This window comes from Fodinibacter luteus, from assembly GCF_039541575.1.
Lineage (GTDB): Bacteria > Actinomycetota > Actinomycetes > Actinomycetales > Dermatophilaceae > Fodinibacter > Fodinibacter luteus.
Map to the genome: position 1 here is coordinate 186,690 of NZ_BAABGM010000015.1, position 11,714 is coordinate 198,403.

Sequence of the window (11,714 nt, forward strand, 5' to 3'; positions counted from 1 at the left end):
ACGCACTGCCTGTCGGTGGGCACGGACGGGCGGTCGCTCAGGAGCCCACCGGGACGGAGCCACCCACACCCCAGCGCCTCAGCAGGTGCGCCACGAGCACCCCGAGGGCGACGCCGACGAGGTCGGCGAGCACGTCGGCCGGGTCGCCGGCCCGGGTGGGCAGCACGGCGGCCTGGACGACCTCGCTCAGGACGGCGTGCCCCGCAAGCACCGCGACGACGACGGCCGACCGCAGCCCGGCGAGCAGGGCCAGGGCGGTCGGGGCGAGGAAGACGAGCACGTGCGCGACCTTGTCCGCGTGGGGGAAGAGCGGGCCCCCGGGCCCGGACGGGGCGTACAGGACGACGAGCTGGACGAGCACGGCAAGGGCGAGCAGCACGAGCAGCACCACCCGGCCGAGGCGGCCCGACTGCGCCACGGCGAGGGCCGGTGCGGTCCCGCCGCCCCCCTCGGTGTCGACGCCGGGACCACCGGGCCCGCCGGGACCACCGGGCCCACCCGTCGCGCCCACGGCCTCGTCGCGAGCGGTCATGCGTCCCCGCCCGTCGCGCCCACGGCGGCGTCGTGACCGCTCATGCGTCCCCGCGCACGGCGACCGCGTCCCCGCGCGCGGCGACCGCCGCGCGCACCGCCTCGGCGACGACGTGGCTGACCTCGGGGTGGAACACGCTCGGGATGATGTAGGTCGCGTTGCGCTCGTCCTCGTGGACGACGTCGGCGAGCGCGTCGGCGGCGGCGAGCAGGACGTCGATGTCGACGTGCGACACCCCGGAGTCGATGAGGCCGCGGAAGACTCCCGGGAAGACGAGCACGTTGTTGATCTGGTTGGCGAAGTCGGACCGGCCGGTCGCGACGACCGCCGCGTGCCGGGCCGCGATGTCGGGGTCGACCTCGGGCACCGGGTTCGCCATCGCGAACACGACGCTGTCCGGCGCCATCGACGCGATGTCCGCCTCGGTGAGGATGTCCGGCGCCGACACCCCGAGGAAGACGTCCGCGCCACGGAGCGCCTCTGCCAGGGTGCCGGTGACGTCGTCGGGGTTGGTGTGCGCGGCGATCCACGCGTGGTTGGGGTGGTCCCCTGACAGCACGTCGGCGCGCCCGCGGTGCACGACGCCGTCGACGTCGGCGACGACGACGTGGCGCGCCCCCGCGTGGAGGAAGAGCTTGAGGATGGCGGTGCCCGCCGCACCGGCCCCGCTCATGACGAGACGGACGTCCTCGAGCCGCTTGCCGACGACCCGCAGCGCGTTGCGCAGCGCGGCGAGCGCGACGATGGCCGTGCCGTGCTGATCGTCGTGGAAGACCGGGATGTCGAGCTCCTCGCGCAGCCGCGCCTCGATCTCGAAGCACCGGGGCGCCGAGATGTCCTCGAGGTTGATGCCCGCGAACGCCGGGGAGATGGCCTTGACCGTGCGGATGATCTCCTCGGTGTCGGTCGTGTCGAGGCAGATCGGGAAGGCGTCGATGTCGGCGAAGCGCTTGAACAGCGCCGCCTTGCCCTCCATGACGGGCAGTGCGGCGAGCGGACCGATGTCGCCGAGCCCGAGCACCGCGGTGCCGTCGGTGACGACCGCGACGGTGTTGCGCTTGATCGTGAGGCGGCGGGCGTCGGCGGGGTTCTCGACGATGGCGGTGCACACCCGCGCCACCCCCGGGGTGTAGATGATCGAGAGGTCGTCCCGGGTGCGGATCGGCACCTTCGACTCGACCGACAGCTTGCCGCCGAGGTGGGCGAGGAAGGTGCGGTCGGAGACCCGGCCGATCTCGACGCCCTCGGCGCCGCGCATCGCCTCGACGACGGTCTCGGCGTGCTCCGGGTCGTGCGTGAGCATCGTCAGGTCGATGCGGATCTTCGTCGCGCCGGATGCCGTGACGTCGAGCCCCGTGACGACCCCCCCGGCTGCCTCGATGACCCCGGTCATCTCGCTCACGGCGGTGGCCCGCGCGGGGAGGGTGAGCCGGACGGTGACGGAGTTGGCGATCGACGGCGCAGGCGGCATACGCAGGATTCAACCGCGTACCGACAGGTAGACCGAAACGAGCGCCGCCCGAGCGGTGCCGGGGGCTAGCGTGACGCCCATGTCCGACCACGTGGAAGTCACCGGTTCCGGCACCGCGAGCGCGGTCCCCGACGTCGTCGTCCTCGACACCCGGGTCCAGTGCGAGGCGACCGACGTCGCGAGCGCCCTGGGCACGGCATCCGAGCGGGTCGCGTCGGTCGTCGAGGCGGCCGCCGGCCACGCGGTCGCCGCCGCCGACCGGCGCACGACCGGGATGGGGGTCTCGACCCGCTGGGACCGGGAGGGGCGCGCCATCGTCGGCTACACCGCCCACCAGACCCTGCGCCTCCTCGTGCGCGACCGCGAGCGGGTCGGCGACCTCATCGGCGCGCTCGCGGAGGCGGCCGGTGACGCCTTCGGCCTCGACGGCGTCACCCTCGAGGTCGCGGACCGCGGCCCGCTGCTCGAGTCGGCCCGCACCGCGGCGTTCGAGGACGCCCGTGCCAAGGCCGAGCAGTTCGCCGCTCTCGCCGGCCGCCCGCTCGGCGCGGTGCTGCGGGTCACCGAGGAGCACGACCGCACGATGCCGGTGCCGCGCTTCGCGGCACGGGCGGCGATGGACGCCGGCGGTGGGATGCCGGTCGAGGCCGGGGAGTCCTCGGTCACCGCGTCGGTCACCGTGCGCTTCGGGCTGGGCTGAGCCGTGAGCTGGGTCGACGCGCTCGGCTGGTTCGGGTCCGCGCTCCTCGTCTTCTCGCTGCTCCAGGCGCGCATCCTGCGGCTGCGCCTGCTCAACACGGTCGCGTGCGTCATCCTCGTCGTCTTCAACGCGATGATCGGGGTGTGGCCGATGGTCGCGATGAACGTCGTGCTCGCGTCCATCAACCTCTTCTTCATCGCCCGGCTGCTGCGCGAGAAGGGCGACGACAAGGCCTACGTCGTGCTCCCCGTCGGCGAGGGGGACGCGTACCTCGAGCACTTCCTCGACCTCCACCGCTCCGACATCGCCGGGTTCTTCCCGGCGTACGCACCCGGCCCGCCCGGCACCCACTCGGCCTACCTCGTGCAGCACCGGGACGAGACCGCGGGCGTCATCGTCGTGCGTGACGCCGGCGGCGGCACGGCCCAGGTCGAGCTCGACTACGTCACGCCCCGGTTCCGCGACTTCACGCCCGGCGAGTTCGTCTTCCGCCGCTCCGGGCTGTTCCGCGAGCACGGCTTCCGCGAGGTGCTGACGCCACCCGGCATGGTCCGTCCGTACTACGAGCGGCTCGGCTTCACGCACGCGGGCGACCGCTACCGCCTCGCGATCACCTGATTCGCCGCCGGACGGCCGCGCGAGTGGCGAACGCCACCGCCCGCAGGGCGGAACACGAGCGGCGGCATACCTCCCCCGGTAATAGAATCATCGGGTACTACAGTGCGTAGTAACCAACCCGAGGAGGCAGCCACGATGGCCCAGCTCGTCCACGACTTCGAGACCGGCAGCATGGACCAGAAGGACCTGCTCGGCGGCAAGGGAGCGAACCTCGCGGAGATGACGCGACTCGGCATCCCCGTGCCCCCCGGGTTCACCATCACGACGGACGCCTGCCGGGCGTACCTCGAGTCGGGCACGGTGCCCCCCGGGTTGTTCGAGGAGGTCGGGGAGCACCTCGAGCGGCTCGAGGCCCGGATGGGCCGCACGCTCGGCGACGGCGCCGACCCGCTCCTCGTCTCGGTGCGCTCCGGCGCGAAGTTCTCGATGCCCGGGATGATGGAGACCGTCCTCAACATCGGCCTCAACGACACCTCGGTCGAGGGGCTGTCGGCCCAGACGGACAACCCGCGGTTCGCGTGGGACTCCTACCGCCGGCTGCTCCAGATGTACGGCAAGACCGTGCTCGACGTCGACGGCGAGGCGTTCGAGGACGCCCTCGACGAGGCCAAGGCTGCCAAGGGGGTCACGGCCGACGTCGACCTCGACGCCGACGACCTGCGGGCCCTCGTCGCGCGGTTCAAGGCGGTCATCGAGGAGGCCACCGGCGCACCCTTCCCGCAGGACCCGCGCGAGCAGCTGCGCGGTGCCGTCGTCGCCGTCTTCGACTCGTGGAACTCGCCGCGGGCCATCCTGTACCGCCGGCGCGAGCAGATCCCGACCGACCTCGGCACGGCCGTCAACGTGCAGGCGATGGCGTTCGGCAACCGTGGCTCGGACTCCGGGTCGGGCGTCGCCTTCACCCGCGACCCCGCCACCGGCGAGACGGGGGTCTACGGCGACTACCTCCAGGACGCGCAGGGCGAGGACGTCGTCTCCGGCATCCGCAACACCCTGCACCTGGCCGACCTCGAGCGGATCGACAAGGCGAGCTACGACCAGCTCGTCGACATCATGGCCCGCCTCGAGGCGCACTACCGCGACATGTGCGACATCGAGTTCACGATCGAGCGCGGGCACCTGTGGATGCTCCAGACCCGGGTCGGGAAGCGCACGGCCGAGGCCGCGTTCCGGATCGCGGTCGACCTCGTCGACGAGGGCGCCATCACCGAGGAGGAGGCCCTGATGCGGGTGACGGGCGACCAGCTCGCCCAGCTCATGTTCCCCCACTTCGACCCCGAAGGCGCCCGCACCCTGCTCGCCAAGGGGATGAGCGCCTCCCCCGGTGCGGCCGTCGGCGCCGCCGTCTTCGACTCCGACACCGCCGTGCGCCTCGCCGAGGAGGGCACCCCCGTCATCCTCGTGCGCCGCGAGACCAACCCCGACGACCTCCACGGCATGGTGGCGGCGGCCGGCATCCTCACGAGCCGCGGCGGCAAGACCTCGCACGCGGCGGTCGTGGCCCGGGGCATGGGGCGCACCTGCGTGTGCGGCGCCGAGACCCTCGAGGTCGACACCAAGGCCGGCCAGTTCACGACGCACGACGGCACGGTCGTGCGCCAGGGCGACACGATCTCGATCGACGGCACGACCGGCGAGGTCTTCGCCGGCGAGGTCGCGGTGTACGCCTCCCCCGTCGTCCGCTACTTCGAGGGGACGATGTCGGTCGAGGACGGCGGCCCCCTCGTCGCCGCCGTCGACCGCCTCATGTCCGCGGCCGACAAGCACCGGCGGATGCAGGTGCGGGCCAACGCCGACAACGCCGAGGATGCCGCCCGCGCCCGCAGGTTCGGCGCGGAGGGCATCGGCCTGTGCCGCACCGAGCACATGTTCCTCGGCGAGCGTCGCGAGCTCGTCGAGCACCTCATCCTCGCCGAGTCCGACGCGGACCGGCAGCGCGTGTTCGACGAGCTGCTGCCGCTCCAGCGGGCTGACTTCGTCGAGCTCTTCGAGGCGATGGACGGACTGCCCGTCACGGTGCGGCTGCTCGACCCGCCGCTCCACGAGTTCCTCCCCGACTTCACCGAGCTGTCCGTCAAGGTCGCCGTGGCCGAGGCCACGGGGCAACCGCACGACACCGAGAGCCTGCTGCTGCTCGCCGTGCGCCGGCTCCACGAGGAGAACCCGATGCTCGGGCTGCGCGGCGTGCGGCTCGGTATCGCGATCCCCGGGCTGTTCGAGATGCAGTCGCGGGCCATCCTCGAGGCGGCGGCCATCGTCACCGAGAGGGGCGGCCACGCCCACCCCGAGATCATGGTTCCGCTCGTGGGGTCCGTCGAGGAGCTGCGCAACATCCGCATCGAGATCGACGAGGCCGCCCACGAGGTGCGCACCGAGCACTCGGTGCACCTCGACCACCACATCGGCACGATGATCGAGCTGCCCCGTGCCGCCCTCACGGCCGGCGAGATCGCCGGGGCGGCGGACTTCTTCTCCTTCGGCACCAACGACCTCACCCAGACGACGTGGGGCTTCTCGCGCGACGACGTCGAGTCGAGCTTCTTCTCGCGCTACATGGAGGCCGGCATCCTCGGGTCCTCACCGTTCGAGAACATCGACCGGGCGGGCGTCGGGCGGCTCGTGCGGATCGGCACCGACGAGGGCCGCAAGACCAAGCCCGACCTCAAGGTCGGCGTCTGCGGCGAGCACGGCGGCGACCCCGAGTCGGTGCACTTCTTCGAGGAGCGCAAGCTCGACTACGTCTCGTGCTCACCGTTCCGGGTGCCGGTGGCCCGGCTCGAGGCGGGTAGGGCGGTCGTCAAGGGGCTCGCCCGCTGAGCCCGGTCGAGGGTCACCTTGACGCGGTGGCCCGTCACGACCGTGCCGAGCCAGGCGAGCCCGACGAGCCACCCCGCGACGACGTCGGTGAGCCAGTGGTGGCCGAGCCAGACCCGGGACAGGCCCATCGCGACGACGAACACGACGACGACCGACAGGACGAGCACCCGGCTGCGCGCGTGCGTGCGGCCGAGCATGACGAGGTAGGCCGCGAGCCCGAGCACGACGGTGGCGTTGAGGGTGTGCCCGGACGGGAACGACGCTGAGGTCTCGAGCGGAGGCACGGCGAGCTCCACCGGCGGCCGGGCCCGCCCGGCGAGGTCCTTGCCGAGCACGGTGACGAGCACCGATCCGGCGGCCGCGATCGCCATGAGTGCGACGGGCAACCAGGACCGCCGCCGCAGCGCGAGCACGGTGACGACGACGACGGCGATGACCGGCATCCCGACCGTGCCCCCGAGGTCGGTGAAGTGGGTGACGAGCTGCTCGCTGCGCGGGGTCCGGCTCGCGACGGCGGCGTCGAGCACCGGCTGGTCGAGGCCGGCCAGCCCCTCGCTGTCGACGACCGCCTCGTAGACCTCCGCGGACAGCAGCGTCGCGCCGAGCACGACGGCACCACCGACGGCCGTCGTGAGCACGAGGGCCAGGTTGGCCAGGCTCCAGCGCCAGGCCCGCCCGAGGAGCACGACGAGCCGGGCCACCGTCGCGACGAACCACCGGCCCGGCCGGGTGCGCCAGGTCGCGAGGTCGCGGTCGCCGATCCGCTCCGCGTCCGGCACGCCGGGGGCGAGGGGCGGCGTGGGCGGCATACGGCATTGAACCAGCCGCACGACCTCGCGGAGTCAGGAGCACCTCGTCGAGTCAGGGGGCTGCACGCACCTGAGTCGGCGAAGTGCTCCTGACTCCGCGGATGCCGCGGGCCGAGAACCGCGGCACGACGCGACGACGGCCCGGCCCCGCACGGGGCGGGACCGGGCCGGTGGCCGGACGCGTGGGAGTGAGACCGTGGTGGAGGTGGCGGGAATCGAACCCGCGTCCACTGACGGGAAACCAGGGCTTCTCCGGGTGCAGTGCGCTGTGGATTTTCTCGGCCCCAGCGCTCGCGCGCACACGTCCGCTGACGGGCCCAGTCGAGAAGGAGTCCCGCGCCGTCCCCCGACATGACGACGCAGCAAGGTCTCTGGCTGACGCTGGTTACTGAGCCGAGACCGAGCTCAGGCCAACGGACTTCGGGCTCGCTCAGGCGGCGAGGGCGAAGTCGGTGCGCTTGGAATCGGCACCTGTTGTTTTGCACGGAGCGTTGACGAGATGACCGTGCGTCCTCGACCCGCTTCCCCATGGCCTGCCGACCAATGTCGAAACCGATCACCCCCCTGAGGGGGCTCACTCCCACGCTGTCCAGTTGTGTGGCCGCCCGGTGCCTTCGCAGGGTGCGGCACGGCCAGTATGCCGTTCAACGCGCGCGTGCCCAAACGACATTCCCGCGCGTGGTCTCCCCGACGGCGCGGCGCCGGTCAGCGATCGTGTCCGGGCGCGCCGGGCGCGCCGGGCGGGGTGCCGGGCGTCACCGGCGGGATGCCGGGCGTCACCGGCGGGATGCCGGGGGTCACCGGCGGCGTCGGCCGCACCGGCGGGGTATCGGGGGTCACCGGCGGGGTCGGCCGCACCGGTGGGGTGGTCGGCGGCGGGGTGGTCGGCGGGTCGGCGGTCGTGGGCGACGTCGCGTCCGGAAGCGGCGACGAGGGCACGTCAGCCGGTCCGCCCGCCGCCGGACCGACCGACGGGATGCCCGCCGGCGGGTCCGCGGGCCCGGCCGGGGGCACGGGGACGGTGGCGCCGGGGCCGACCGGCGACGACGCGCCGCCCGTGGCACTGGGCCGCACGCTCGACGGGGGGCCGCTCGACCCCGACCCGACGGAGGCGCTCGGGGACGACCTGGAGCTCGTGGGGCCCGGGTCCCCGAAGATGACGAGGCCGTCGACGGCGCCGGGCCCGCCGGCGAAGACGGTCAGCACGGCGACCGCGCTCAGCGCAGCGACCGACACCGCGAACGCCTGCAACGCGTTCGCGGCACCGGAGGTGCGTTTCCGGGCGCTGTGTCGCCCGGCCCCTGCCGCCATGGGGCGAACTCTAGTCCGTCGGGCCGGCGGTCACGAACGAACGTGGGAGTTGCCGGGATCGTGGGGGGCGCGAGAGGAGAGCCGCACCGGGTGGACCGCGCCTGCGACGTCGACGGCGTACCCACCCGCGGTGAGGGCCTCGCGCGGCACGGCGCCGCCCCCGGGCTCCCAGACCCAGGCGAGGCCGACGCTCGCCCCGAGCGTCGCGCTGGGGGCCGCGCTCGTCACCTGGCCGACCGGCGTGCCGTCCCGCAGCAGCAGCTCCCCTCCCCACAGCACCGCGGTCGGGTCCTCGACGACGAGGGAGGCGAGGCGCCGCCGTGGCCCCTCGGCGCGCTGCCGCTCCACCGCCTCGCGTCCGACGAACCCGCGCTCCCCCGCGAGGTCGCAGGTGAAGGTCAGTCCGGCCTCGACCGGCGTCCGGTCCGGCCCGAGCTCCGCCCCGAAGGCCCGGTACCCCTTGTCGAGGCGCAGCGCGTTGATGGCGTAGTAGCCCGCGAGCCGCAGGCCGAGGTCAGGCCCCGCGGCGACGACCCGGTCCCAGACGTTGGCCGCGAGCTCGGTCGGCACGAGCAGCTCCCAGCCGAGCTCGCCGACGTACGTCATCCTCGTCGCCCGCACCCGGGCCGGCCCGAGGTCGAGCACCCTGCTCGTCGCGAACGGGAAGGCGTCGGGCGACAGGTCGGCGTTCGTGAGGCGCCCGAGGAGCTCGCGCGAGTGCGGTCCCATGAGGCCGAACACGGCGTACGCCGTCGTGACGTCCTCGATGCCGACCCGCTGGGCGGGGGCGACGTGCCGCCGCAACCAGTCGGCGTCGCGCACCGGCGACGCCGAGCTCGTGACGAGGAGCCACTCCTCCTCGGCCACCCGGGTCACCGTGACGTCGGCCTCGTAGCCGCCCCGCCGGTTGAGCACCCCGGTGTAGACCGCGGACCCCAGCGGGCGGTCGACGTCGGCGGTGCACACGAGGTGCAGCAGGGCCAGGGCGTCTGGGCCGTGGACCCGCAGCTTGCCGAACGAGGTCTGGTCGAACAGCGCGACGGCCTCGCGCGTCGCCCGCTGCTCCTCGTCGACCCAGTCGTGCCAGCGCTGCCGGCCCCAGCCGTAGGTCGCCGGGCGGTCCTGCGGCCCGACGGGCGCGGGTGCGACGTAGTTGGGCCGCTCCCAGCCCATCCTCGAACCGAACCAGGCACCGGCGGCCGCGAGCCGGTCGTGGACCGGCGAGCACCGGAACGGTCGCGCCGAGTCGAGCTCCCGGTTCGGCCACGGCACGGCGTAGTGCAGCCCGAGCACCTCGGACACCCGTGCGCGCAGCCACGGGGTGCTCGCGTGGAAGGGCGCGAACCGCCGGATGTCGACGAGGGCGAGGTCCTCCTGCGGCTCCCCCGACACCACCCACTCGGCGAGCGCGCGCCCCGCCCCGCCGGCCGACGCGATGCCCACCGAGTTGAACCCGGCCCCGACGAAGAAGCCGGCGACGTCCGGCGACTCCCCGAGGACGAACTGGTTGTCCGGCGTGAAGCTCTCGGGGCCGTTGTAGAACGTCCGGATGCCGGTGCGCTCGAGAACGGGCAGCCGGTGGATCGCGCTCGTCATGAGCACGGAGAAGTGCTCCCAGTCCTCGTCGAGGAGCTGGAACTCGAAGGGGTACGGGATGTCCTCGGGCGACACCCACGGCTTGGCCTCCGGCTCGAACCCACCGACGACGAGCCCGCCGACCTCCTCCTTGACGTAGGTCCACCCGTCCGGGTCGCGCAGGATGGGCAGCCCCGCGGCCACCCCGTCGACCTGGTCGGTGACGACGTAGAAGTGCTCCGCCGAGTGCAGCGGGACGGCGACCCCCGCCATCGCCCCGATGGCCTTGGCCCACTGGCCGGCGCAGTTGACCACGACCTCGCACGCGACGTCGCCACGGTCGGTGCGCACACCGCGGACCCGCCGGCCACCGGGCGCGGCCGGGTCGGCGACGACGTCGAACCCGGTGACGCGCACCCGCTCCCGGACCATGACGCCGAGCTGGCGGGCACCCTTGGCGAGGGACTGCGTGACGTCGGTGGGGTTCGCGGTGCCGTCTCCGGGCAGCCAGATCGCACCGACGAGGTCCTCGGTGCGCAGGAGGGGGTAGCGCGCGCCGGCCTGCTCGGACGACAGCAGCTCGCAGTCGAGGTCGTACGCCGCAGCCGTCGCGGCCGTGCGCCGCAGCGCGGTCATCCGGTCGTGCGTCCTGGCGACGATGAGGCCACCGCACTGCCGGTACCCCGTCGCGAGGCCGGTCTCGGCCTCGAGCCGCTCGTACAGCGCCGCCGAGTACTGGACGAGCCGGGTGCCGCTCTCGCTCGCGCGGAGCAGACCGACGAGCCCGGCCGCGTGCCACGTCGTGCCGCACGACAGCGTTCCCTGCTCGAGCAGCAGGACGTCGGTCTCCCCGAGGTGCGCGAAGTGGTAGGCCGTCGAGGCCCCGACCACGCCCCCGCCGACGACGACGACCCGGGCCCGCTCGGGCAGCTCCGACGGAGCCGCCACGTCGGGTGCCGGGGGCCGGCCCGGAACCTGGCTCACCGCCGGGCCGCCGCGCTGAGGAGGTCCTCGAACCGCGGGCTGCGCGCGAGGCGCTCGGCCGGCTCGAACTTGTCCAACGCCCACTCCCAGAAGTCGACGTCGATCGTGCTCGTCGCGTCCTGGATCATCCCCCACAGCGTCCAGCCGTAGCGGGCCATCCAGCCCCACAGCTCGGCCCGGGCCACAAGGGCCTCGTCGGCCCGGCCGTAGTAGGCGGCGCACAGCTCGGTGAGCGCCTCCGGCGGGAGCCCCGCCTCCGCGGCGGCGTTGCCGAGCTCGAAGGACGGCTCGTTCATCCCCGAGTACTCGTAGTCGATGATCCGCAGGTCGCCTCCGTCGTCGAGCACGTTGGCCGCGAGCAGGTCGTTGTGGCACGGGACGAGCGGCTCGGGGGCGGCCGCGAACACCCGCTCCACGCGCTCGGCCCACGGCTCGAGCGCAAGGTAACCCGGCGGCATCCGGAAGCCTCGCTCGCGGACGACGCCGAGGTAGGTGCGCCGCAGGGCGAACATGTCGAAGCGGCCCATGAACGTCGGCCCCGAGTGCAGCCGCCGCAGCGCCGCCGCGAGCCGCGGGAGGTTGGCCGCGACGTCGGCGTCGGTCCACGTGGCTCCGGGCAGGAACTGCACGACCATGATGCCCCGGCCCTCGAGGTAGTCCACGACCGGCGCCCCCACGCCCGCGACGGCCGCCGCAAGGGTGTTGACGTGCTCCGCGTGCCGGTCGACCCCGAGCAGCCCGGTCTCGGGGGCTGACACGCGCACGACGACGTCGAGGCCGGCATCCGTGCGGACCCGGTGGTTGACGTTGGTCAATCCCCCGGGCAGGAGCGTCACGTGCCGCCCCTGCCCGGTGAGGACGGGGATGCCGTCGAGCAGCTCGTCGAGCCGGGTCACC

General features: G+C 73.6%; 9 protein-coding genes and 1 other RNA gene. 3 read left to right on the forward strand and 7 right to left on the reverse strand.

Annotated elements, in window-relative coordinates:
- Positions 1–37 precede the first annotated feature (37 nt).
- Positions 38–532 carry a VanZ family protein gene (locus tag ABD899_RS12740; RefSeq protein WP_345206541.1) on the reverse strand — a complete coding sequence of 165 codons (495 nt, stop codon included), beginning with the start codon at positions 530–532 and terminating at the stop codon, positions 38–40.
- A 40-nt stretch (positions 533–572) separates the two neighbouring features.
- Positions 573–2,003: an NAD-dependent malic enzyme gene (locus tag ABD899_RS12745; protein WP_345206544.1), complete on the reverse strand. Its 1,431-nt coding sequence runs from the start codon at positions 2,001–2,003 to the stop codon at positions 573–575.
- A 79-nt stretch (positions 2,004–2,082) separates the two neighbouring features.
- On the opposite strand from ABD899_RS12745, the gene ABD899_RS12750 reads away from it, so the two are divergent.
- The 3 genes from ABD899_RS12750 to ppdK all read left to right on the forward strand — a co-directional run bounded on the left by ABD899_RS12750 (position 2,083) and on the right by ppdK (position 6,138).
- On the forward strand, positions 2,083–2,703 hold the full coding sequence (locus tag ABD899_RS12750; RefSeq protein WP_345206547.1) for an SIMPL domain-containing protein: 621 nt from the start codon (positions 2,083–2,085) through the stop codon (positions 2,701–2,703).
- 3 nt (positions 2,704–2,706) lie between these two features.
- On the forward strand, positions 2,707–3,321 hold the full coding sequence (locus tag ABD899_RS12755; RefSeq protein WP_345206549.1) for a hypothetical protein: 615 nt from the start codon (positions 2,707–2,709) through the stop codon (positions 3,319–3,321).
- A 135-nt stretch (positions 3,322–3,456) separates the two neighbouring features.
- Positions 3,457–6,138 carry a pyruvate, phosphate dikinase gene (gene ppdK / locus ABD899_RS12760; RefSeq protein ID WP_345206552.1) on the forward strand — a complete coding sequence of 894 codons (2,682 nt, stop codon included), beginning with the start codon at positions 3,457–3,459 and terminating at the stop codon, positions 6,136–6,138.
- Here ppdK and ABD899_RS12765 read toward each other — a convergent pair.
- The 5 genes from ABD899_RS12765 to ABD899_RS12785 all read right to left on the reverse strand — a co-directional run bounded on the left by ABD899_RS12765 (position 6,057) and on the right by ABD899_RS12785 (position 11,713).
- Positions 6,057–6,947, reverse strand: coding sequence for a phosphatase PAP2 family protein (locus tag ABD899_RS12765; protein ID WP_345206554.1), 891 nt, complete (start codon positions 6,945–6,947; stop codon positions 6,057–6,059). The genes ppdK and ABD899_RS12765 overlap by 82 nt on opposite strands.
- Before the next feature lie 197 nt (positions 6,948–7,144).
- Positions 7,145–7,511, reverse strand: a transfer-messenger RNA (tmRNA) gene (gene ssrA / locus ABD899_RS12770).
- A 141-nt stretch (positions 7,512–7,652) separates the two neighbouring features.
- Positions 7,653–8,258, reverse strand: a complete 606-nt coding sequence (locus ABD899_RS12775; RefSeq protein ID WP_345206555.1) for a hypothetical protein — start codon at positions 8,256–8,258, stop codon at positions 7,653–7,655.
- 30 nt (positions 8,259–8,288) lie between these two features.
- On the reverse strand, positions 8,289–10,817 hold the full coding sequence (locus ABD899_RS12780) for a GcvT family protein (RefSeq protein WP_345206558.1): 2,529 nt from the start codon (positions 10,815–10,817) through the stop codon (positions 8,289–8,291).
- Complete coding sequence (locus ABD899_RS12785; RefSeq protein ID WP_345206560.1) at positions 10,814–11,713, reverse strand: phosphotransferase; 900 nt, start codon at positions 11,711–11,713, stop codon at positions 10,814–10,816. Before ABD899_RS12785 ends, ABD899_RS12780 begins: the two co-directional genes overlap by 4 nt.
- Position 11,714 lies beyond the last annotated feature (1 nt).

Bases quoted from the DNA above. Each gene is read 5' to 3' on its own strand.
- ABD899_RS12775 (WP_345206555.1), bottom strand. From the start codon at position 8,258: ATGGCGGCAGGGGCCGGGCGACACAGCGCCCGGAAACGCACCTCCGGT.
- ABD899_RS12765 (WP_345206554.1), bottom strand. From the start codon at position 6,947: ATGCCGCCCACGCCGCCCCTCGCCCCCGGCGTGCCGGACGCGGAGCGG.
- ppdK (WP_345206552.1), top strand. From the start codon at position 3,457: ATGGCCCAGCTCGTCCACGACTTCGAGACCGGCAGCATGGACCAGAAG.
- ABD899_RS12740 (WP_345206541.1), bottom strand. From the start codon at position 532: ATGACCGCTCGCGACGAGGCCGTGGGCGCGACGGGTGGGCCCGGTGGT.
- ABD899_RS12745 (WP_345206544.1), bottom strand. From the start codon at position 2,003: ATGCCGCCTGCGCCGTCGATCGCCAACTCCGTCACCGTCCGGCTCACC.
- ABD899_RS12750 (WP_345206547.1), top strand. From the start codon at position 2,083: ATGTCCGACCACGTGGAAGTCACCGGTTCCGGCACCGCGAGCGCGGTC.